18 protein-coding genes are annotated in these 23,572 nt (G+C 33.7%); 8 read left to right on the forward strand and 10 right to left on the reverse strand.

Going from position 1 to position 23,572, the window contains the following annotated elements; genetic code table 11:
• Positions 1–23: 23 nt before the first annotated feature.
• From QL232_RS24415 to QL232_RS24435, 5 genes are all read left to right on the forward strand, one after another.
• The gene (locus QL232_RS24415) at positions 24–2,504 is read left to right on the forward strand and encodes a tyrosine-protein kinase (RefSeq protein WP_281616137.1); all 2,481 of its coding nucleotides are present in this window, start codon (positions 24–26) and stop codon (positions 2,502–2,504) included.
• Positions 2,505–2,563: 59 nt separating this feature from the next.
• Positions 2,564–3,346, forward strand: coding sequence for a CpsB/CapC family capsule biosynthesis tyrosine phosphatase (locus tag QL232_RS24420; RefSeq protein WP_281616138.1), 783 nt, complete (start codon positions 2,564–2,566; stop codon positions 3,344–3,346).
• Between the two features lie 7 nt (positions 3,347–3,353).
• Complete coding sequence (locus QL232_RS24425; protein WP_281616139.1) at positions 3,354–4,334, forward strand: NAD-dependent epimerase/dehydratase family protein; 981 nt, start codon at positions 3,354–3,356, stop codon at positions 4,332–4,334.
• Positions 4,335–4,446: 112 nt separating this feature from the next.
• Positions 4,447–5,835, forward strand: coding sequence for a tetratricopeptide repeat protein (locus QL232_RS24430; protein WP_281616140.1), 1,389 nt, complete (start codon positions 4,447–4,449; stop codon positions 5,833–5,835).
• A 184-nt stretch (positions 5,836–6,019) separates the two neighbouring features.
• Positions 6,020–6,790, forward strand: coding sequence for a phosphosulfolactate synthase (locus QL232_RS24435; protein WP_168883554.1), 771 nt, complete (start codon positions 6,020–6,022; stop codon positions 6,788–6,790).
• A gap of 73 nt (positions 6,791–6,863) precedes the next feature.
• Here QL232_RS24435 and QL232_RS24440 read toward each other — a convergent pair whose 3' ends face one another.
• Positions 6,864–7,712, reverse strand: coding sequence for a flavin reductase family protein (locus QL232_RS24440; RefSeq protein ID WP_281616141.1), 849 nt, complete (start codon positions 7,710–7,712; stop codon positions 6,864–6,866).
• 651 nt (positions 7,713–8,363) lie between these two features.
• Here QL232_RS24440 and QL232_RS24445 point away from each other — a divergent pair.
• Positions 8,364–10,088 (forward strand): GNAT family N-acyltransferase, encoded by a 1,725-nt coding sequence (locus tag QL232_RS24445; RefSeq protein WP_281616142.1) that lies wholly within the window; start codon positions 8,364–8,366, stop codon positions 10,086–10,088.
• 504 nt (positions 10,089–10,592) lie between these two features.
• Here QL232_RS24445 and QL232_RS24450 read toward each other — a convergent pair.
• Both QL232_RS24450 and panB read right to left on the reverse strand, forming a co-directional pair.
• Positions 10,593–11,282, reverse strand: a complete 690-nt coding sequence (locus QL232_RS24450; RefSeq protein ID WP_281616143.1) for an RluA family pseudouridine synthase — start codon at positions 11,280–11,282, stop codon at positions 10,593–10,595.
• A 117-nt stretch (positions 11,283–11,399) separates the two neighbouring features.
• Positions 11,400–12,218, reverse strand: a complete 819-nt coding sequence (panB, locus tag QL232_RS24455; protein ID WP_168883550.1) for a 3-methyl-2-oxobutanoate hydroxymethyltransferase — start codon at positions 12,216–12,218, stop codon at positions 11,400–11,402.
• Between the two features lie 153 nt (positions 12,219–12,371).
• Here panB and QL232_RS24460 point away from each other — a divergent pair, with 153 nt between their 5' ends.
• Positions 12,372–13,163: an SDR family NAD(P)-dependent oxidoreductase gene (locus QL232_RS24460; protein WP_281616144.1), complete on the forward strand. Its 792-nt coding sequence runs from the start codon at positions 12,372–12,374 to the stop codon at positions 13,161–13,163.
• 36 nt (positions 13,164–13,199) lie between these two features.
• Complete coding sequence (locus QL232_RS24465; protein ID WP_281616145.1) at positions 13,200–14,888, forward strand: DNA polymerase/3'-5' exonuclease PolX; 1,689 nt, start codon at positions 13,200–13,202, stop codon at positions 14,886–14,888.
• A gap of 57 nt (positions 14,889–14,945) precedes the next feature.
• On the opposite strand, the gene QL232_RS24470 is transcribed toward QL232_RS24465, so the two are convergent.
• The 7 genes from QL232_RS24470 to QL232_RS24500 all read right to left on the reverse strand — a co-directional run bounded on the left by QL232_RS24470 (position 14,946) and on the right by QL232_RS24500 (position 23,451).
• On the reverse strand, positions 14,946–15,911 hold the full coding sequence (locus QL232_RS24470; protein WP_281616146.1) for a calcium/sodium antiporter: 966 nt from the start codon (positions 15,909–15,911) through the stop codon (positions 14,946–14,948).
• A 201-nt stretch (positions 15,912–16,112) separates the two neighbouring features.
• Entirely contained in the window at positions 16,113–16,544 is a 432-nt protein-coding gene (locus QL232_RS24475; protein ID WP_168883546.1) for a DUF5606 domain-containing protein, read from the reverse strand.
• Between the two features lie 242 nt (positions 16,545–16,786).
• On the reverse strand, positions 16,787–20,659 hold the full coding sequence (gene rpoB, locus QL232_RS24480) for a DNA-directed RNA polymerase subunit beta (RefSeq protein WP_281616147.1): 3,873 nt from the start codon (positions 20,657–20,659) through the stop codon (positions 16,787–16,789).
• 239 nt (positions 20,660–20,898) lie between these two features.
• Positions 20,899–21,483 (reverse strand): TlpA disulfide reductase family protein, encoded by a 585-nt coding sequence (locus QL232_RS24485; RefSeq protein WP_281616148.1) that lies wholly within the window; start codon positions 21,481–21,483, stop codon positions 20,899–20,901.
• Between the two features lie 92 nt (positions 21,484–21,575).
• Entirely contained in the window at positions 21,576–22,034 is a 459-nt protein-coding gene (locus tag QL232_RS24490) for a hypothetical protein (protein WP_281616149.1), read from the reverse strand.
• 99 nt (positions 22,035–22,133) lie between these two features.
• Complete coding sequence (locus QL232_RS24495; protein WP_168883543.1) at positions 22,134–22,721, reverse strand: outer membrane beta-barrel protein; 588 nt, start codon at positions 22,719–22,721, stop codon at positions 22,134–22,136.
• A 40-nt stretch (positions 22,722–22,761) separates the two neighbouring features.
• Entirely contained in the window at positions 22,762–23,451 is a 690-nt protein-coding gene (locus QL232_RS24500) for a DUF4136 domain-containing protein (RefSeq protein ID WP_168883542.1), read from the reverse strand.
• Between the last annotated feature and the right edge of the window lie 121 nt (positions 23,452–23,572).

The following is a 23,572-nucleotide window of genomic DNA, read 5'->3' on the forward strand; positions in this document are numbered from 1 at the left end:
AATTATATTCATTCCTGTTAAATATGAATGATTTTGATAAAGAATGGGAGGACTTTGACAATAATGATGATAGTTCTACCAATAATTTAGACTTAGATAAATTAGAATTCGTTGTAAAGAAAAATTTAATTTATATCGCTTTAATACTCATTTTAAGCGGTATAGGTGCTTTTCTTTATATTCGATGGACTCCTAGAATATTTGAGGCAAAAACTCTCAACCAAGTAAAACTTACATCTTCATCGCAAGAGTTTGCTGAAAAATTTGGCATCACTTCTAGTTCTTTGGAAGAAGGAAAACTAGAGAGTGAGATGGCACTAATTACTTCAGGAGTAACTTATAATCGTATTATTGACTCACTAATTGATCTATCTGTTGATTATCACTCAGTAGGTGATGTTCGTGATTCAGAACTATTCGGTAACTCAGTACCTTTTAAATTAAGCTACCCTTCTGGGAAACAACCAGGACTAACGAATCAGAGATTTTTTATTCAATTCACAGATCAAGGGAAAAATTATACGATAAAGTATAAAATTGGCGAAGATGAATTTACAGTTTATGGAGCATCTGGAAAACAAATTATACTGGGAGGTACACCATTAATTATATCAAGTAAAAGTGTCACTTTAGATAATAATCAATACAGCTTCAAGTTTAATTCTAGAAGTGAAATTATTTCGTTTTTAAGAAAAAATCTATCAGTAATGATTTTTGATCCAAGAGCAAAAACGATTCAAATTTCATTTACCGCAGGCAATCAACAGAAGGCCGTTGCTATTCTTGAAGCCATCAATAAAGCTTATAGTCAACTTTCTAGAGAAGGGAAAGCTCTCGTTTATGAAAGGGCATTAGACTACTTATATAGTCAGGTAGATATTACAAAAGACTCTCTTAATAAATTAGAAAATCAGATGCGAGCTTTAAGTTATAGTAAAGATCTTAGTGCTTACATGGAAGCGGGGCCCATTGTAGATAATATTCAACAATTAGAAAAATCGCTTAACGAACTCAAGAACGAAAAGAAAAAGTATCAGAAATTAAGAGGGTTTCTAGAAGCAGATAGTAGTATTGTGTATATACAAGCTTATGCAACTATACTTACTGATGGGAGCATTACTTCTAGTTTGGATGAACTCGCTAAATTAGAAACAGAAGCTCTTCGTATTAAAGAATCATATACGACTAATACTATAGCTAGTAATTCAAAGCTTGAACTCTACAAGAAACTAAGATTTGAAGTGGCAGAATCTATCAAATTTGCCGAGCAATTTCTTAATGAGAATATCAATGATCTTCAAAAAGAAATCACAAAACTTAGAAGTGTATTTTTTCAAAATATTGGTGGTGATCCAGACCTTAAGAAGATAGAAAAAAGAGTTGCCATTTATACTAATATCTCTGATCTATTAACCAATAAAATGATTGAGGTTAGTATGGCTCAGGCGAGTACGATTGAGAGTTCTACGGTAATCAATGCTCCATATGCTAGCAAAATACCAATTCTACCAAAGAAATTTGTTTCTATAGCAATCAGTATTGCTATTGGTATCTTCTTATCCATCATTCTCATTCTTATTAATTATCTTATGATGGATAAAATTAGTAGTTTGAAACACTTAGAGCGTCGAACTACTATGCCAATTTTGGGGCTGATTCCTAAATACATAAAAGAGGAAATGCAGGTATCAAAACTTGTTGTTTCTTCAGATCCGAAATCAACAATGTCCGAGGCTTTCCGTTCTATCCGTACAAACCTAGATTTTATGGTTACGGAAAATGAAAACGGAGAAGTTAAAAATAAAGAAACAAAAGTAATTTCTGTTACATCGACAATTAGTGGTGAAGGTAAAACCTTTGTTGCGTCAAACTTAGCAGGAATTATCGCTATGTCTGATAAAAAGGTGGTAATGGTAGACTTAGACTTAAGAAAGCCAAAAGTTCACCTTGCTATGGGTGGTAGCAATACAATTGGTGCTTCATCTATTTTAGTCGGACAAAATACTATTGAAGAATGTCTTCAAGAAACTGAGGTACCTACATTAAAATATATAAGTGCAGGACCTATTCCTCCAAATCCATCAGAACTAATTTTATCATCAAACTTCAGCAGGTTTTTACAACAATTGAAAGACGAATTTGATGTAATTATGCTTGATTCACCTCCAATTGGGTTAGTTACAGATGGTATGATTGTTATGCGACATGTCGATAATCCGATATATGTTGTTAGAGCTGATTACTCAAAACAATCGTTTATTGACAACGCCAACAACCTTTATAAATCTGGCAAATTCAAGAATATATCCATCATTCTTAACTCTGTTCCTGACAGAAGAAGTTATGGAGGCTATGGTTATGGCTATGGTTCCATGTCTTATAGTGCCTATGGTTACGGATACGGATACACCTATGGATATGACAGCGATTTGTCTGAAGAGGACATGGAATATTTTGATGAGGTGAAAAAACCTTTCTGGAAGAAAATATTTAGAAAATCATAAGGAGGGTAAATTTAGTACACAATTTGTACTAATTATAGTAGATTAAATTGCTTACGATAATGGGATTTTTTTCAAACTTATTCGGTAAGAAAAAAGAGAAGAAGGAAGAAGTAATTACAAGTCCTATGGGACCACAGCTTACTACTGACATGCATGCTCATTTTTTACCAGGTATAGATGATGGGGCTCAGAATATGGATGAGTCTATAGATATAATAAAAACTCTACATGGATTTGGCTATACTCATCTGATAGCAACGCCACATGTTATGAGTGATTTCTTTAAAAATACTCCTGAAATTATTTTAGGAAAACTAGAAGAGGTTAGAACAGAAGTAGAAAAGCAAGGTATTAATATTAAAATTGATGCTGCCGCTGAATACTACCTTGATGATGCTTTTATGAGAAAGCTTAGAAATGATGAGCCACTTCTAACTTTTGGCGATGCAAAGTATTTATTAATAGAAACATCTTTCATCAATCCCTGTGTATTTATTGATGAAGCGATTTTCCTTGCAATTTCTAAAGGGTACCAACCCATCATTGCTCACCCAGAAAGATATACCTATGCTTATGGGAAATATGATGAGATTCTAAGATGGAAAGAATTGGGAGCTTTACTTCAAATAAATGCTCTTTCTTTAGCGGGATACTATTCTTCTACTGCAAAGAAATATGCTGAGCGCCTTATTAATGACCAAGCCGTAGATTTCATTGGAACGGATACTCACAAAGCAAAACACTTGAATTGGTTAGAAAAAGTGAGGAATCTCTCCTATTATAATAAATCACTAGGCTTATCTTTGCGTAATAATACAATATCAGAAATTCCACAAAAATAATTACACCTTGTCACTCGAAGGAAAAAACATATTTATTACAGGAGCAACAGGCTTTGTTGGTGGTTATATCACGAAAGCTTTATATGAACAGAAAGCAAACATCTACGCTCTTAATGGCAAACAAAACGATAAATCTTTCTTGGGTGACATCAGTAATAATATTACTTGGCTTGATGTTGACTTATTAGATCCAAATGGTCTAATTGAAGTATTGAAAGATATTGAATATGTGGTGCATACAGCATCTATTGTATCTTTTAATAATACACTTGACGAATTAAGAGCTATCAACATCAACGGTACCGCTAATTTGGTCAACATATCACTTCAAGCCAATGTGAAAAAATTTATTCATATCAGTTCCATTGCTGCTTTAGGCAATCCTGAATATGGTGTAAATATTAATGAAAATTCTAAATGGAGTGGTGATAAAGGAATGTCAGCCTATGCCATTTCGAAATATAATGCAGAACAAGAAGTTTGGAGAGGATATAGAGAAGGGTTAGATGTCGTCATTCTCAACCCTTCAGTTATTTTAGGGGTAGGAGATTGGAATAGAAGTAGTCTGACTATTTTTAAACTGCTAAAAAGTGGAGTCAAATACTATCCAACTGGCGTTTTCAGTTCTGTAGACATCAGAGATGTTGTAACAGCGACTCTACAATCTTTTAATGAGAATATTTCTGGTGAAAGGTTCATATTAAACGCCGGAAGTATACCTTATAAAGATGCTCTCACTATTATTAGTAATGGACTGGATGTTACTCCACCCACAAAGCAAGTATCTAAATCGTATGTGATGTTTGTTTATTACCTTGAGAAATTTCTATCATTAATCTCTTCTCGTTCAAGAAAACTATCTAAAAACTTAATCAATACGTTATTTTCTCCTTTTGTCTATGAAAACAACAAAGTTATAGACAGTATGAATATTCAATTCAAATCTTTAGAAGAAACCATGAATTGGGTGAAAGAAGACCATAAATAAACCAATTTCTTAAAATCTTAGTTTTATTAATATCTACCAATTATTAACAGCATGGTAATTTATTTATTACGATATTGTTAGAAACGGTATTAATAAACAGCTACTTCATAATATGTCAGAAGGTCAAAACGATATACAAAAAGTAATTCAACAATATGAGAAGATGGAAAAGGAGGGGCGTATTGAGTTTTTCGACTTATCGACCTTCGAAGATATCATAGAGCATTACTTCATTAATTTTAGTATCAAAAAAGCATTATCAGTCTGTAATACAGCAGAAGATATTTACCCGTTTTCTACTTCAGTTAAAGTCTTAAAATCTAGAATATTAGCCTATTTAGGTAATTATAAAGAAGCATTTGATGTAATCTATGAGGCTGAAAAAATTGCCCCCAATGATTATCAAGTTCTATTTTACAAAGGAACATTACATTCTATTTTAGGGGATACCGATAAAGCTATTGAAAGTTTTGAACAGGCACTTCCTTATACAGAACAACCTGCAGATGTGTTTTATAATATAGGAGTTACTCTTCAATCCATTAATGAATTTGATCAAGCTTTAATTGCTTACAAAAAAGCATTAAAAGAAGATATTACTCATGAAGATAGTGTGTATGAATTAATTGACTGTGGAACACAAACAAAACGCTTGAAGAGTGTCCATGATTTTCTTCAAGGTTTTATTGATAAAGATCCTTATAGTGCAGATGCTTGGTACAATATGGGGATATTTTATAGTCAGTCTCAACAATATGATCAGGCTCTTGCAGCATTCGAATATGCTACACTTGTAAATGAAAAGTTTGATCTAGCATATATGCATATGGGACATTGTTTTCTTAATAAGAAAATGTACCCAGAAGCTTTTCGCCAATACCTAAATGCTTTACAAAATACAAGTGAGCCTACATCAGAATTATACTGTCACTTAGGAGCTTCTGCAGAAATGATGGAAGATTATAATGTAGGAATCCGTTATTTTAAAAAAGCGATTGAGCTAGATGAAAGTTTTGATGAAGGTTGGTTTGGTGTTGGTGAGAACCACAGAAAACTAGGCAACTTTTTAGAAGCAACACATTACCTGAATAAAGCAGTTAAACTGAATAAGTTTTATGATGAATATTGGTATTCTCTAGCAAAAGCAGAATGTGAACTAGGTAATCTTGTTTCAGGTTTAGAAGCTTTTGAGCAAGCCAGCAGTATTAATCCTAATAATGAAGGAATATGGATTGACTGGTCGGAGGTATATAACAAATCTGGAGAGTTGAATGAAGCTTGTGAAGTTTTAAAAAAAGCAATCAATCACCTACCTGAAAATCACTCTTTACATTACAGATTGGCAGCTTATCAATTAATTGGGGGAAAACTACAGGAAGCATACAAAACCATTGAAGTTGCATTGAAACTTAATTATGATGCACATCAAGAAATGATAGATTATGTACCAAATGAGACAATCAAGAAAATTCTTAAGGTAGCTATCTCTAAGTTTAAATGACATTAAATCATAATTTGATTAAATATTTTGATTTTTTAACAGAATTATAACCTTAAAGAGCAGAGCATTTACGAAATTGCGCTGCAGCTTATATTTCTGTCAAATTCAGAAATTTAAGGTTAAAAAATGTATCGACTCCCAAAAAACTTGTAGGTCGATTTTTTTTATTTCAAATCGTCAGATGATGAATTACGTATTAAATAATCTACCTGAAAGATCAGTAAAACCTAGAAACAAAGGCCTTACTATGGCTATGGATAAAGGTTTATCACTACGCGAAGTAGAAGACGTTCTAGAAACTTCAGGAGATTACATTGATATTGTGAAATTAGGATGGGCTACTTCATACGTATATCCTAAATTACAAGAGAAAATTAATCTTTATCATGAGGCTGGTATCAATGTTTACCTTGGTGGTACATTGTTCGAAGCATTTGTTATCAGAAACCAATTCGAGGATTACTTAAGAGTTTTAGATAAATTTGGTTTAGAGTTCGCTGAGGTATCAGATGGTTCTATGGACATGGCTCATGATGTAAAGTGTGAGTATATCAACAAATTATCACAAAGAGCAACTGTACTTTCTGAAGTAGGATCTAAGGACGCAGAAAAAATCATTCCTCCATATAAATGGATCGAATTGATGAGAAACGAATTAGATGCTGGTGCTTGGAAAGTTATTGGTGAAGCTCGTGAAGGTGGAAACGTTGGTCTTTTCCGTTCTTCTGGTGAAGTAAGATCAGGTTTAGTGGAAGAAATTCTTACTCAAATTCCTTACGAAGATATCATCTGGGAGGCGCCACAAAAAGCTCAACAAGTATGGTTCATCAAATTGATCGGTACTAATGTAAACTTAGGAAACATTGCACCTAAAGAAGTTATTCCTTTAGAAACTATTCGTTTAGGTTTAAGAGGTGATACTTTCCATGATTTCTTAAACGAAGGTTGGAAATAGTATCATATCAATGATATAAAATAAAAAGCGTCACTTTTTTAAGAAAGGTGACGCTTTTTTCTTTACGATGTGTTTATGACAGCAAGACCTTCCATGCTTCTATGATCCTTCCTTTATTTAATAACTTGGATGCTAACAGATGATTGTTCTCTCTTGAACTCATCTGTGGTACTTCTATAGAATTAAGTACTTCTTCAGATGGAATTGCTTCAACATTGGCCAATTTAGCCAACTGATTTCCTGTTAATACATCACTTTCTACAATATGTAATGGTAATTTATCAATACCAATACCTTTTTGTCGAATAGGTTTCTGAATCGTCATTAAAGCATCTCCTGATGCTCTCACATAATAATGACCACCCATTCTTCCCATAAGATCCATTGCTGTATTATCTATCATTCCTTTTGTATCTAGAATATCTTCATCAAGGTGTATTCTTACCACCTCACATATTACTAGATTTCCTGCTCCTCCTTCTTGCCCCATCTCAATGACCTGTTGCAGTTTACATTCGAATTGAACAGGTGACTCCATCACTCTAGGGGCTTTTACTTCTTTAGAAGGAACCTCTGTTAACCCTGCTTTTGTAAACTCATTTACTCCCTTATCATATTCTGTACTTGATAGTGACATTTGTTCCACAATAGTAAAAGGAACAATGTTAACTACACATTCTTTTGTCTCAAGTATATTTTCTAGAGTGTGCTTTATCGTATTGTCTCTTACTCTTCTTGTGGGAGAGAAAACAAGAATTGGTGGTTTTGCACCAAAAAAATTGAAACAACTGTATGGACTTAAATTCACATTTCCATTGCCATCAACAGTACTTACAAAGGCAATAGGCCTAGGTGCTACAGCACTTAGAAGATAGTTATGCATTTGTGCTGTTGATAATTCTGATGGTGTATATGTTTTCATATGTGTTTATCGGTAATAATTCTCTGCTAAATGTAAATAAATAGCTATTGAATAACAATCATGTAATTATTATCTATAAAATTAACTTTTTGAAGTGACAGAAAAGAGAGGAATTATGAGTTAAATTAATACATAGTTTAAAAAACAAATATATATGTATTCGTACTTAAGCATATTCAATATTTGATCTATATGATGTTAAAGTCAAGAGATTATCCCTTGATAACGATTTACATAATCAATACAGATTATATTAAATGAATGAAGACCTAAAATTATTCAATTTATCGACTACCCATAGTTAATAAAGTTACGATCGTTTATTTATTTCATATTTATATACACGTTTATACAAATATTTATTCTTTACTAATGTAAGAACAAGATATAAAATATACTTTTTAAAGAAAAACTATAAATAAACATCAACAACTTTAATTAAATCATTGATAATGAAGAGTAAATGCCTTTATATAATACCTAAATAATCAACTAATTTAATTTGACATTAAACTAATAACCTTGTAAACTACTTTTAATCTAATGTGAACAGATAACATTGAATTCATTATAAAACAATATAGGATTTTCATATACATAAAAATCAGATAATGTGTGAGTTGTAGCTTTGTATAAATACAACAAAGCAATATGAAAACTGAAATTATTCCTACAAGAGAAATAATGAATGAACTCAATTTAAGTCAGTGGACTGCTCAGTTAATGATGAAGGCTACCGGCTTATCTGTTTTCAACGATATATATACAGTTCTTTCTGATTATGAAGGAATTGAGCTAATAGAAGAGACCCTAAAACTACTAAATATTGAGGTTGATATCAACGAAAATGAACTAAAAAATATACCTAAAAATGGTCCATTCATTACTGTGTCAAATCATCCATATGGATTACTTGATGGGATTATTTTAATCAAAGTACTTCAGAAAATAAGACCGGATTTTCAAGTGACAGCAAATGTTCTTTTAGAGAAAATGGAGCCTTTCAGAAAATTATTTATTTCTGTTGATCCTTTTAAAAAGAAAAGTCTAAATGGTTTTCAAAAAGTATTATCAAGATTGGAAGAAGGGCATTGTATTGGTCTTTTTCCCGCTGCAGAAGTTTCGACCTATCATAATACCCACAAAACCATCACAGACAAGCCTTGGAGTAAATCTTCAATTAAACTTATTCAATCAGCAAATGTTCCTGTAATACCCATTTACTTTCATGGAGCTAACAGCTGGTCATTCCATTTATTAGGTAAGATCCACCCTTTATTACGGACATTTCAACTACCTAATGAATTTTTAAAGAAAAGAAACCAAACAATCAAAGTAAGAATTGGTCAAGAAATACCTGTTTCAAAATTACAGCAATTTGATCAGATAAATGATTTACGGCAATACCTAAGAAATAAGACCTATTTGTTAGGAGAAGGAATGAAACAACAAAGATTTCTCAAACCGAATAAGAGTGTTAAGGATAACGTCGAACCTATAATACCTCAAATACCAAACAGTATCATTCAAGATGAAATTGACCAACTTCCATCGTCATCAGTTCTTTGTGAACATGGTCATTATGAAGTACGTATTGCTCCTGCTGATAAAATACCTTATACACTGTTAGAAATTGGAAGACTAAGAGAAATCACATACCGAGATGTAGGAGAGGGGACCAATAGAGAAATCGATTTAGATAAGTTTGATGAATACTACCATCATTTATTTATATGGGAGAAGTATACTCAAAAAATTATTGGGGCATACCGCATAGGAATGGGAGATGAGATCATTAAACATCTTGGTAAAAAAGGCTTTTACACCCATACTCTATTTAAGTTTAAAGATGAGTTTACACATGTTTTGGCTAATGGAATTGAACTTGGTCGTTCTTTTATCATAAAAGAAAAGCAAAAAGATGCATTTCCTCTATTTATACTCTGGAAGGGAATCAACTTATTATTAAAAAGAAATCAACAGTATAAATATATGTTTGGTCCTGTCAGTATCAGTAACGACTATTCTGACGCAGCTAAAGATGCTATCATCTATTATTCTTATAAATATTTATTCGACGAAGAAGTGGCTCAATTTGTAAAAGCCAGACAGCGCTATAAAATCAAGGATCATATGAAGAAATACATTGATAATTTAATTAGCGGAGAGAAAATAACTATAGATGAATTGGATAAACTCATCATGGATATTGAACCCAAAAAATATAGAGTTCCAGTTCTTATACGTCAATATATAAAATTAAATGGCAGGTTGATTGGTTTCAACATCGATCCGAAATTTAACCACTGTATCGATGGGCTAATCCTAGTCAATGTGGATAACATTCCTAAAAAAATCACCAATCAGCTGACATAATTTTTTTATCTGATCAACCAAAATACCTTATTTGTTACCTGTTAGATCTCTGCATTTTATGTTGAGATCTTTTTATTTATCAACAGATAATTATCGTTATGTACTTAATTTCAATCATTTAGCAACGAATGTGAATAAAATTATTACTATGAGTAATGTACAATAGTTATCCACACAATTTATATACTGTGAACAGTACCATTGTGAATAATTTTCTTTGTTTCTATGGTTAATTTCAGTGATTTAATTACTTATTCACATTTTTGTTGATAAGTGTATGCGCAAAAAAGGTTATTCAATCTTAGAAAAATCATGTTGATAACTACCTAATTCTATGATTTTTAACTAGATATCACTGTGAGTAAAATAATGTTGATATAGAATTTAAATCTTTGTTAGAAGATAGTTTTATCAACAAAAGTTATTCACAATCAAAAAAAATCCCCAATCTCAAAAGAGACCAGGGATTCTATCAATATAACTTGAATTGGTGATGTAACTGAATTACATCTTGGCGAAGTTCTTCCATACATCGTGTTCAGGAACACGAGCCGTAAAACGCATAGGTTCTTTCTTCACAGGGTGTTCAAACGCAAGCTCTTTTGCATGAAGGAAAATTAACTTACCATTCATCACTCTACGTTTTGCACCATATTTCATGTCTCCTTTAATTGGAGATCCAATATTACCTAATTGTGCACGGATTTGATGTGAACGTCCAGTTTTAGGTTCAACATGTAAGCAGTAATTTTCACCTACACGACCTAATGTTTTATAATACGTTTCACAATATTTCCCACCTCGTCTATCTGATAAATAAACGTGTGTTCTATTTTTCTTTTCGTCCTTCTTTAGCCAGTTAATTAAAGTATCCTCTTCTTGTTGAGGGCGTTTTTCAACCAATGCTAAATAGGTTTTCGTAATCTTATGACCTTGAAAGATCTTAGCCATTCTTTCAGCAGCTTTAGAAGTTCTAGCAAAAACAACTACACCACTTACAGGACGGTCTAATCTATGTACTGGAGCTAAAAATACTGCTCCTGGCTTATTGTATTTTTCTTTGATGTACTCTTTAACGATATCCGTAAGGGTTTCGTCTCCAGTACTATCACCTTGTACCAAAATACCGGGTGCCTTATTTACAACCACTAAGTGATTGTCTTCATAGATGATCTGTGACTGATCTAAATTCATAATATTCTTTTTTCCTCGCTTACATCACGTAAGTGATCAATATAAAGTTCCAATTATTCACAATTATAATTAATAAACAGTCATCAGAACCAAATACTATTTATTAATTGAAAAGCATTAGTAACACTCTTTCTCATTAGGGAAATCTTGTGATTTTACATCAGAGATATACCCTTGAACAGCTTCTTTCATCATTCCTCCGATATTTGCATATCTTCTTAAGAAACGAGGTTTAAAATCTTGAGTGATTCCTAACATATCATGTACAACAAGTACTTGTCCGTCCACACCTGCACCTGCACCAATACCGATTACAGGTATAGTAAGCTCCTTAGCAACTCTCTCAGCCAAAGCAGAAGGTATTTTTTCTAAGACAAGAGCAAAACAGCCAAGTTCTTCTAAAAGCTTAGCATCGTCAATAAGCTTTTGAGCTTCTTCTTCTTCTTTTGCTCTAACAGTATATGTACCGAATTTATAAATAGATTGAGGTGTTAACCCTAAATGTCCCATTACCGGTACACCTGCAGATAAAATCTTTTGAACAGATTCTTTAATCTCAGCTCCACCTTCAACTTTTACAGCATGTCCGCCAGTTTCTTTCATAATGCGAATAGCTGAACGTAATGCCTCTGAAGAGCTTCCTTGGTAGCTACCAAATGGAATATCCACAACAACTAAAGCTCTATCTACTGCTCTAACAACAGAAGTAGCATGGTAAATCATATGATCTAATGTAATAGGTAAAGTAGTTTCATTACCTGCCATTACGTTAGATGCCGAATCACCAACTAATAAAACATCAATACCAGCGCTATCTAAAATTTTAGCCATTGAATAATCATAAGCTGTAAGCATAGAGATTTTTTCACCTCTAGATTTCATCGCTGCTAACTGATGTGTCGTAACTTTTTTGATATCTGATTTATGGATTGACATTTTATCTACTGATGTTTAATTGTTTCACCCTATTTATAGTAGCGCAAATATACAATATTGGACGGGTTGTTAATAACTTAATGAATGATAGTAAGCCGAATACAGCCCGTTCTTTACTAAAGTTTTGTCAATAGTTCGTAATTTCGATGCATTATGAAAAAAACACGGTTCGAAAATAAGGTTTGCTGGGTTATTGGAGCATCCTCTGGAATTGGTTATCAACTTGCTTCTGATTTGAGTTTGATGAATACTAAGCTTATTCTTTCAGGAAGAAATGAACAAAAACTAACTACTTTATCACGGTCTTTAAAAGTAGATTCCAGCGTTTTACCTCTAGACTTAAGTGATCAAGAAGAAGCACTTGCAAGTAAAGTAAAACAAGCTGAAGCCATATATTCTCAAATAGATATTGTTTTTTTTGTTGGAGGCATTAGCCAACGATCAAGTTTCCTTGAAACAGCAACATCCACTTTCGAACAAATTATGAAGGTGAATTTTTGGGGAGCCGTTCATATTACTAAATCAATATTACCACACTTACTAAAAGCAAATGATCCTATTATAGTAGTCATAAATAGTGTTCAAGGAAAATTTGGTATTCCTGATAGGTCTGCCTATGCATCATCAAAACATGCTTTATTAGGGTTCTTTGATTCTTTAAGAGCAGAGCTGGGCAATCAAAAAATACAGATTACTTCAATTCTACCTGGATACGTAAAAACCGATTTAGCCAAAAATGCATTATTGGGTGATGGTTCTCAACAAGGGCATTTAGATGATGGAAAAGGAGGGATTTCTACAGAGCAAGCCAGTAAAGATATACTTCACTTTACATCTGTTGGAAAAAGTGAAGCAGTCATCGGAAGACCAAGAGAAAAAGCTGCAGTTTTAATCAAAAGATTCTTTCCATCTTTCTTTGAAAAATTAGTAAGAAAGAAATCCTAATCTTCTAACTTTAGGATTCAGACACATCGACAAATCATGACAAATAAAGATATAATTAAAACGTTCCGTTTATTGACTTCCTTGATGGAACTTCACGGAGCAAATCAATTTAAAACGAGAGCATATTCTTCAGCGATTCAAAGTATGGAAAATGCCGGAACTCCACTAATCGACCTTGATAATGATGGATTAATGGAAAAAGGGCTTTCCAAAACTATGTCTGAAAAACTAACGACATGGTTTCAAACCGGTACACTAGCAGATTTAGAAGAATTAGAAGAAAAAACTCCTGCAGGTGTTATTGATATGATGGGATTAAGTGGTGTTGGTCCTAAAAAAATAGCAGCTTTATGGAAAGAACTTGATATTGATTCGTTAGATAAACTTCAAACCGCTTGTGAGGAAAATAAAGTTCAAACTTTAAAAGGTTTTGCAGCAAAAACTGAAGCTAAGATTCTTCAACAAGTACTGTTTTTAAAAGAAAATAAAAAGCGTCTGCACTATGCAAAAGCAGAAGTTTATGCTAAAGATTTCTTAAAGTTTATGGATGACAGAGGTATTAAAACTGTCATGTCTGGAGAATTATCCTTAAACAGAGAAGTGATTGATACATTAAGCTTCACTGTTCTATGCGAAAGTACTGCTGCAGTAAAAGGCATTATTGATGAGTATTCAGCAATTGAAATAGATCCAAAGGCTTCTTCACCATTAACGGTTAGAGGATATCTAATTGATACAAAAAGTGAAGTCGTTATTTTTGTCGCCTCTGAGAAAGAATTTACTAAACTAGCCTTCCAAAAGAGTTGTACTCCTGAACACCTATCATTAAAAGGAGCAGATCATCCAAGTATTAGAGAAGTATTAAATAAAGAGGAAATAACTTCTGAAGAGGATATTTATCAAAAAGCAGGTCTACCATTCTTTCCACCTGAATTAAGAGAAGGAGAGGAGTATGTAGGTAGTTTTGCTACAAAAGGTATTCCGACATTAGTTGAAGATCAAGATTTAAAAGGTAGTCTTCATAATCACTCCGATTATTCAGATGGTCAAAATACTTTGAGAGAAATGGCTACTTATCTGAAAGATCAAGGATATGAATATCTTGGTATTTCGGATCACTCAAAAACAGCATTTTATGCAAACGGTTTGTCTGTTGAAAGGATTGAACAGCAACACAAAGAAATTGATGAACTAAACAAAGAGCTAGCTCCATTCAAAATATTTAAAGGGATAGAGTCTGATATCTTAAATGATGGTAGTTTAGACTATGACGAAGATGTTTTAGCATCATTTGATTTTATAGTGGCTTCAATACATTCTCCTCTTACGATGACTAAAGAAGTGGCTACTGCTCGTTTAATCAAAGCTATTGAACATCCTACTACAACTATTTTAGGACACCCTACAGGGCGTTTACTACTTAGAAGAGAAGGATACCCTATCGATCATAAAGCAGTAATCGATGCATGTGCTAAACATGGTGTTGTAATAGAAATTAATTCAAGCCCTTGGCGCTTAGACCTAGATTGGAGATGGGCAAAATATGCATTAGATCAAGGTGTAAAACTTTCATTAAACCCAGATGCTCATGCGGTAGAAGGATATGCAGATATGCATTATGGCTTACTCGTAGGAAGAAAAGCTGGGCTCACAAAAGAAATGACTCTAAATGCTATGTCACTAGCTGAAATAGAAGATTATTTCACATCCAGAAAAAAGAAATAAGCGATATATAAGCTAAAAAAAGACCATATTCTTCTATAATAGAATATGGTCTTTTTTTTAGGATTCAAGCATCACAAGATATCCAGTATAAACGATATATATTAATAATAATATTATTGCTTCCCATCGATCAACAACCTTTATTTTCTTTCCAGTAAACATCATCCCAAAAAGTAAAAGTGTACCTCCAATTAATACATAAAGGTCAAGATTAAACTTTGTATTATATTCTACAGGCTGGATCATACTACTCACTGAAAGTATAAATAGGATATTAAAGATATTCGAACCAATAACATTACCGATAGCTATATCACTATTTTTCTTTAATGCTGCAATTACTGATGTTGTCAATTCTGGTAATGATGTACCTATAGCAACGATAGTCAGACCTATAATTTTTTCACTTACGCCCAATTGTTGAGCTATTTCAATACTATTATTTACGACAAATTGCCCTCCTGCAATCAGTAGTATTAAACCTCCAACAATTTTAAGCACTACATTTTTAGCTACTTTTACCTCTTGTTCTTGTGATATTTCACCTTCCTCTTTCATGCTAGTAAAGATGTAATAGAGGAATAATACAAAGAGGATAAACAGTAAGGCACCATCTAACCTTGATAAAAAGTGAGTTGTTGAATCTGTATTGATAAAGTAATCATTGACCTGTAATAATAGCAATACAGTAAGGAATAAAGAAATAGGTATCTCTTTCCAAGCGGTACTTGATTTTACAGCGATTGGCATAATAATACCTGCAACACCTAGAATAAAAAAGATATTGAAGTTATTACTACCTACAATATTACCCAAAAGGATATCAGAATGTCCATTTACAACTGAAATGACATTCACTAATAATTCAGGCATTGAAGTGCCAAAAGCCACAACAGTTAATCCGATCGCTAAATCAGATATATTATGCTTTTTTGCTAGTGATGATGCCCCATCTACTAGCCAATTTGCCCCAAAGATTAATGCAGTAAAGCCTACTGCAACTAAAAGTATTGATAAAATCATATTTTTATTGTTGAACTCATAGATAACAACGGTATGATTTTAAGTTGGTTATACTTATTTTGACTCTGAGTATATAAAAATTAGCTTTCAGAATTTCAAAAAACATTTTTATATAAAAAAGGAGATGCAATAGCCTAAAAAACTATTGCATCTCCTTTTAAATTTTTAATTGCTATATACTTGTTATCAAGTACTTAGTAATTATTCAGCAGATTCTTCTGCTTCTTCTTTATTATCTTCTAAAGCTTCAGGGTAGAACTCAGCTAACTTGCTAAACCAAGTCACTAATTTTTTAATATCTGAAGTATAGATACGATCAGAATCCCAGTTTGGTAATACTTGGAAGATGAAGTCTTCTAAAGCTTCTTCACTTTTTGTATCAACATCTAACTTAGTCGAACCAAATTTTTCTTTTACAGAAGTAAATACTTCTTCTAATGGCACTGACTCCTCAGCTTGACCTGTAACATACATAGAAATCTCTTTTAAGATTGAGATTCTTTGGCTTGCGTTTACAATTGTCTTCTTTGGCTTTGCCTCTAAAGATTCAACAATAACACCTGTACGAGACGGTTTTAATACTTTGTATAACCCTGGCTTACCTGCAATTGCAGCAATGTCTTTTAAGTTCATATTTAGAAATAAGTATTTATGATTGATAATCTCACTACAAAGAAATGAATTCCTTTATTGCGATCATATGTTTGACAAAATATCATGTGTAAGAAAAACGCTTCGCAATTTAATAAATGAACTCTTTTTTCCGAACTGATTAATTGGATTTAGTCATTAATGATTATGAAAAAACCTGTGAAGAGAACTCCACAGGTTTTTCATATATACATTTTGGCTTTTTAGTCTTGTTCAGACCTGAATTATTGCAACGTAATTTCTAATGCAAGACCACGAAGTTCGTGAACTAATACGTTGAATGATTCTGGAACATTTGGATTCGGCATATTGTCACCTTTAACAATTGCCTCATATGCTTTAGCACGTCCTTGAACGTCATCAGACTTAACAGTTAAGATTTCGCGAAGTACATTAGCTGCACCGAATGCCTCTAATGCCCAAACTTCCATCTCACCGAAACGCTGACCACCAAACTGTGCCTTACCACCCAATGGCTGTTGAGTAATTAATGAGTAAGGTCCGATAGAACGAGCGTGCATTTTGTCATCAACTAAGTGACCAAGTTTCAGCATGTACATCACACCAACAGATACTCTTTGGTGGAATGGCTCACCTGTTAAACCATCATATAATTGAGCACGACCAAAGTCAGGTAACCCAGCTTCTTTCAATTCTGCTACTACTTCTTCTTCAGAAGCTCCATCAAAAATTGGAGTTGCATACTTTCTACCCATTTTTAAACCAGCCCAACCTAGAACAGTTTCATAGATCTGACCAATGTTCATACGTGAAGGTACACCTAGTGGGTTAAGACAGATATCCATTGGAGTACCGTCTTCTAAGAATGGCATATCCTCTTCAGGAACGATCTTAGCTACAACACCCTTGTTACCATGTCGACCGGCCATTTTATCACCTACTTTCAATTTACGACGCTTAGCGATGTAAACTTTAGCAAGTTTTACAATACCAGTTGGTAATTCATCACCTACTTCTAATGTAAATCTATCACGCTTGAAGAAACCTGTTACTTCGTTACGAGCATTTACATAGTTTTTCACCGTAGATCTAACCAATTCATTTACACGAGTATCATCAGTCCAGTTATCTAAGATAAGGTCACCTAAAAGGTTAGCCTCCTCAGATACTGCATAACTTGAATCATCTCTGAATGGGTTTTCACCAGGGAAGATGTTTTCTGCGATATTAGCTTCAGAGAAAGTAACTCCTTTGCTCATTATCTCTTGACCAAATTTATGGAATACACCTTGGCTAGTTAAGCCATCAAGTAATTCTACTAATTTGACCATCATTTTATTTTCTAAGCCTTTTAAGTCGCGAGAGTATTGTTTCTTCAATAACTCAACTTCTTTCTTAGCCTTAGCTCGTAATTCTTTGTCTTTTTTAGGACGAGCGAATAAACGAGTATCGATTACAGTACCAATCAATGATGGAGAAGCTTTTAATGAAGCATCTTTAACATCACCTGCTTTGTCACCAAAGATAGCACGTAATAATTTTTCTTCTGGAGTTGGATCAGACTCACCTTTTGGTGTAATCTTACCAATTAGGATATCACCAGGACGAACGCGAGAACCCACACGGATGATACCGTTTTCATCCAAGTTCTTCACTGCATCCTCACCAACGTTTGGAATTTCAGAAGTTAATTCTTCTTCACCACGTTTAGTGTCTCTAACTTCTAATTCATGCTCTACGATGTGCAATGATGTATAAACATCGTTACGTACAACACGCTCAGAAATTACGATAGCATCCTCAAAGTTATAACCTTGCCAAGGCATGAAGGCTACTAGTAAGTTTTTACCGATAGCTAACTCACCATTTTCAGTAGAATAACCTTCTGATAATACTTCACCTTTAACAACACGTTGTCCCTTCTTAACGATTGGACGCATGTTCATACAAGTATCTTGGTTAGTTCTACGGAACTTGATTAGGTTATGAGATTTTACGTCTGCTTCAAATGAAGCTAACTTTTGATCTTCAGTATGATCGTAACGCATGTTGATGCTATTAGCATCTACTGAATCAACAACACCATCTTTTTCTGCTAAAACAACTGTTCTTGAGTCAATCGCTACGTTTCTTTCCAAACCAGTACCTACAATTGGAGCTTCCGCTTTCAATAATGGCACTGCTTGACGCTGCATGTTGGATCCCATCAAGGCACGGTTGGCGTCATCATGCTCTAAGAAAGGAATTAATGAAGCGGCAATCGATACAATTTGGTTAGGAGCAACGTCCATGTAATCGATTTCCTCAGGAGTCTTCAATGGGAAGTCACCCTCGTAACGCACTTTTACAAATTCTTCTGCGAAACGGTTGTTCTCATCAAGATCTGTTTTTGCTTGAGCGATGAATTTCTCATCTTCCTCTTCAGCTGAGATATAAGTAACGTTAGTATCCTCAATATCTACAACACCGTTAGTTACCTTACGGTAAGGAGTTTCGATGAAGCCCATATTGTTTACTTTCGCATATACAGTTAATGACGAAATCAAACCAATGTTTGGACCTTCTGGTGTCTCAATAGTACAAAGACGACCATAGTGAGTGTAGTGAACGTCACGAACCTCGAAACCTGCACGCTCTCTTGATAAACCACCTGGACCTAATGCTGAGATACGACGCTTATGCGTTACCTCTGCAAGAGGGTTAGTTTGGTCCATGAACTGAGATAGCTGGTTAGTACCGAAGAACGAGTTAATCACTGATGATAACGTACGAGCATTAACCAAGTCAACTGGCTTAAAGTCTTCGTTATCACGAACGTTCATACGTTCTTTAATTGTACGAGCCATACGAGCTAAACCTACTCCGAATTGAGAGTAAAGTTGCTCACCCACCGTACGGATACGACGGTTTGACAAGTGGTCAATATCATCAACAACAGCTTTTGAGTTGATCAAGTGGATCAAGTGTTTGATGATTTTGACAATATCTTCTTTTGTCAGCACACGGATATCCATGCTTGTTTCTGACTTTAACTTACGGTTTAGTTTGTAACGACCAACTTCACCTAAGTCATAACGTTTGTCAGAGAAGAACAAGTTTTGGATGATATCACGAGCAGTCTGATCATCTGGAGCCTCAGTATTACGAAGTTGACGGTAAATTTGGTGTACCGCTTCCTTCTCTGAGTTTGAATTATCTTTTCCTAATGTATCGAAAATGATACGGAAATCGTTGATGTTAATATCTTTTCTATGAACGATTACTGAGCTTACGCCAGCATCTTCGATCAATTCAAGATCTTCGTCAGAGATGATATGATCACGCTCTAAGATTACATCATTACGATCAATAGAAACTACTTCACCTGTATCTTCATCTACGAAGTCCTCTGTCCATGTCTTAAGAACACGAGCAGCTAACGTTCTGTTTTCTAATGAAGCTAAGTTTTCCTTAGTTACTGGAATTTCTTCCGATAATTCGAATAAGTCTAAGATATCTTTATCTGAACCGTATCCGATAGAACGAAGAAGCATCGTTACAGGGAACTTTTTCTTACGGTCGATATAAGCATACATTACGTTATTAACGTCAGTAGCAAATTCGATCCATGATCCTTTGAAAGGAATTACTCTTGCAGAGTAAAGTTTCGTACCGTTTGTGTGTTTTGACTGTGCAAAGAAAACACCTGGAGATCTATGTAGCTGAGAAACGATAACACGTTCTGCACCGTTTACTACAAACGATCCACGTCTTGTCATGTAAGGGATATTACCTAAGAATACGTCTTGTTCGATTGTCTCGAAGTCTTCGTTATCCTCATCGCTACATGAAAGCTTTAATTTTGCTTTTAAAGGTACACTAAAAGTCAAACCTCTTTCCACACACTCGTCAACCGTATATTTCGGAGGATCAATTGTGTAGTCAATAAACTCTAATAAGAAGTTTTCACGAGAATCCGTAATTGGGAAGTTCTCCATGAATACTTTGTAAAGACCTTCATCTTCTCTCAACTCTGGTGGAGTATCAATCTGGAAGAAGTTGTGGAAAGACTTAAACTGTACATCTAGAAAATCCGGGTATTCTAACACCCTTTTTGCTTTTGCAAAATTCTTTCTACCGTTCTTGAATGTTGCCAAGGTGGTTTTCTTTTTTAAGTTTCAAAACTAACTCTGTCTTAATATTAAGATTATAAAAGCCATATATAATCCTATAAAACAGGTACGCCAAATGTATTTTTGTTGCTTGTAAAAAGTGTATTTTTCTCCAATGAAAAAAATATTTATTACATGCAACTTGCAAATATAGACAAAAGTTGCTAAAGTCATACCTTTACGCATATTACTTTTATCAATAACTCTAAATAACTTAATAAAAGTCAGTCTGATGTAAGCATATTCACAAAACTTTGTGAGTCATAGTTTGCGATTCCTTTGTGGCTATAAATTATTTCTCCTTGCTTATTTATCACAAAAGTTACCGGAATTGATCTACTCTGAAAAATTTCTGGTGTAGGGGAGTTTCTTTCGTATATCGGAAAAGTATAATTCTTTCTTTTTAGGAATTTATTTGCCTTCTCTTTGTCTTCATCGATATTCAACATAATGAATACTACATCTTCATTATTTTTTAATTGGTCATATAAAGATTGGATGCTAGGCATTTCTGCAATACAGGGAGGACACCAAGAAGCCCATACATTAATAAACACTGTTTTCCCTTTAAAATCTGATAATTGAATCTGCTTTTGTGTATTCCACTCTAACATTTTCCAAGAATAGTCTGCTTTTCCAGATACATGTCCGTCTGTATCTGCATTCCTTAAACCAGTTGCTAAAATAACTCTCTGTAATAATGCAGATGCTTCTGTATGTAGTCCTGTAATGTATAATCCACCAAATATGATCGCTAGCCCCCCCCATGATTTTAATTCTCTGAGGATCGCTTCTTTTGAAAATTTCATTTTTTCGTTTCCTAAAATTTAGAGATAAAAAAACTCTGTACTTTATTGAAAAATACAGAGTTTTTTTAGTCTTATCAATTGATATCAATAACCTATTTTTGAATGATAGGCATTTCGCTCAAAATTTGAGTCTTTAAGAAACTATTTACTAGTTCATTTAACTGAAAGAATCTTGCTACCGTCTTTGGTGATAATTCCTTCATCATAATTTTCATGTATTTCTTTTCAACTTTGAGAGATCTTTGCTGAAGGTCTAATAAAGTTAACACCATTTGTTGTGCTTCTTCGTCAGTGATACCATCAGTTTCTTCAATCATTTGCTCAAAAAGCTTTGTTTTTTCTCTACCGATTTCGCCTTTAGCTAATTCATACTCGTCATATAATTCCCAGAATTTGCCTGCTTCATCTAATGATAATTGCATGTTTTCTGTGAAGAATATTCTTTTCTCTGTTTTAATAACAGTTTTTATTGTTTCTGTATCAATATTTTGAGCATTAGAGGCTGCTGCTAAACCTAATAAAAGGAATAATGAAACAAATAATTTTTTCATCAGTTTAGTTGTTTTAAAATTTGATCTATCTTGAATTGAAAATAAATCCCGATACTTTAACGTATCAGGATTATATAAATATTTTTATGATACTAGGTTCTAGTATACAAAACCAATATTGAAACCTAAATAAGAGTGGTCAGTAGAATTACCAGCTTTGAAAGCCATATTGTAACGTACACTGAAAATCATATCTACTGATGGGTTTACATCAGCTAAAATACCAAGCTCTGGAGCTACACCAAAATGCCAGTTTTTCTCAACGATAGCCCATTGTCCAAACTCTGTTCTTTGGTTGATATAATAAGTACCCACACCAACTCCTAAATATGGATTGATGATACCATCCTTATTGAAGTAATAATTAGCATGTGCCAAGATAGGTACAATGTTCATGTATCTATATTGTCTACCATTCGCTACAATCCCTTCACCTGGATTTGTGTAAGTATCATCTGTTTTCTGATATAAGACATTCCAATCTAACGATAGGCCAAAAGAAAGTGGGGCAGAAGCCAAATGTTGTCTCCATTCCATTCCTACACCTCTTCCACTAAATGCACTAATATAATCGTTGGTCTCACCTACAGGTAAAGACATTTGATATGTAATAATGAAGTTTGAATCTTGTGCTGATGCTGCAAATGCTAAAGCAGCAAACACTAAAGAAAGAATATATTTTTTCATGATAAGTTTCTCGATTTTTAAATTGTGTGTGGTGTGTTAATTATTCATCAGAACCGTCTTTGGCCAAGTTATACTGATCAAATAAAGTATCAATGCCTTCTTTAATTAGATCAACACTGTTTGCTCTTGACAAAACACTGTTCAAACCACCTTGCCAACCAAGATAAAGCAAGTAATCTCCATCTTCTGGAGTATCTGCATTTTCACTTTGCGTTTTAGCAACATCAACAAAATCGATTAGGATTGTACCATTACTATAAGAATAGTAAGAGTATCCTCCACCATATCCTGGATAACCTGGGTATCCAGGATAACCTGGCCATCCCCAACCTGGGTAACCCGGGTAACCTGGCCAATATGGAGGTTGCCAGATAACACCTGATTGCTGCACTGCAATTTGTGATAATTGAATAAATAAATCTGGGTTATTATCTGCAGTTGGATTGACCAAAGGAGTTAACCCTAATTTTTGCTGAAGCATCTCATTTGTGTAACTAATTACATCTTGTTGTTCTGCTTCGCTCAATGTATTATCAGTACCAACACCAATGATTGACATAGAATCAGTAACTAAATAATACGTTTTATAGCTGTTCAATGCTTCTACTGAAGAATACTGTGAAATAGCAATATCTAGATCACTAGTATATTCTGCTCCACCTGGGTAACATCCTTGCAGCATAGTTAAAGCGGCGATAAATGCAACTGCTTTAAGAAAGAGGTTTTTCATGATTAAAAATGAGTTTTTATAAATCTGATATGTTAATGAAATCAAATATAATCCTATTTTTTTCAATAAGTAAATCTTTGAAATAATATTTATTGATACTTATTTTTATTGTGATTGCTTC

This window comes from Flammeovirga sp. SubArs3, from assembly GCF_947387565.1.
GTDB classification, from domain to species: domain Bacteria; phylum Bacteroidota; class Bacteroidia; order Cytophagales; family Flammeovirgaceae; genus Flammeovirga; species Flammeovirga agarivorans.

Excerpts from the sequence above, each read along its gene's own strand:
- QL232_RS24475 (WP_168883546.1), bottom strand. The coding sequence starts at position 16,544 with ATGAACTTAAAAGACATTGCTGCAATTGCAGGTAAGCCAGGGTTATAC.
- QL232_RS24435 (WP_168883554.1), top strand. The coding sequence starts at position 6,020 with ATGAATTACGTATTAAATAATCTACCTGAAAGATCAGTAAAACCTAGA.
- QL232_RS24445 (WP_281616142.1), top strand. The coding sequence starts at position 8,364 with ATGAAAACTGAAATTATTCCTACAAGAGAAATAATGAATGAACTCAAT.
- panB (WP_168883550.1), bottom strand. The coding sequence starts at position 12,218 with ATGTCAATCCATAAATCAGATATCAAAAAAGTTACGACACATCAGTTA.
- QL232_RS24465 (WP_281616145.1), top strand. The coding sequence starts at position 13,200 with ATGACAAATAAAGATATAATTAAAACGTTCCGTTTATTGACTTCCTTG.
- QL232_RS24430 (WP_281616140.1), top strand. The coding sequence starts at position 4,447 with ATGTCAGAAGGTCAAAACGATATACAAAAAGTAATTCAACAATATGAG.
- QL232_RS24440 (WP_281616141.1), bottom strand. The coding sequence starts at position 7,712 with ATGAAAACATATACACCATCAGAATTATCAACAGCACAAATGCATAAC.
- QL232_RS24450 (WP_281616143.1), bottom strand. The coding sequence starts at position 11,282 with ATGAATTTAGATCAGTCACAGATCATCTATGAAGACAATCACTTAGTG.
- QL232_RS24500 (WP_168883542.1), bottom strand. The coding sequence starts at position 23,451 with ATGAAAAACCTCTTTCTTAAAGCAGTTGCATTTATCGCCGCTTTAACT.
- QL232_RS24415 (WP_281616137.1), top strand. The coding sequence starts at position 24 with ATGAATGATTTTGATAAAGAATGGGAGGACTTTGACAATAATGATGAT.
- QL232_RS24495 (WP_168883543.1), bottom strand. The coding sequence starts at position 22,721 with ATGAAAAAATATATTCTTTCTTTAGTGTTTGCTGCTTTAGCATTTGCA.
- QL232_RS24460 (WP_281616144.1), top strand. The coding sequence starts at position 12,372 with ATGAAAAAAACACGGTTCGAAAATAAGGTTTGCTGGGTTATTGGAGCA.
- QL232_RS24485 (WP_281616148.1), bottom strand. The coding sequence starts at position 21,483 with ATGAAATTTTCAAAAGAAGCGATCCTCAGAGAATTAAAATCATGGGGG.
- QL232_RS24490 (WP_281616149.1), bottom strand. The coding sequence starts at position 22,034 with ATGAAAAAATTATTTGTTTCATTATTCCTTTTATTAGGTTTAGCAGCA.
- QL232_RS24470 (WP_281616146.1), bottom strand. The coding sequence starts at position 15,911 with ATGATTTTATCAATACTTTTAGTTGCAGTAGGCTTTACTGCATTAATC.
- QL232_RS24420 (WP_281616138.1), top strand. The coding sequence starts at position 2,564 with ATGGGATTTTTTTCAAACTTATTCGGTAAGAAAAAAGAGAAGAAGGAA.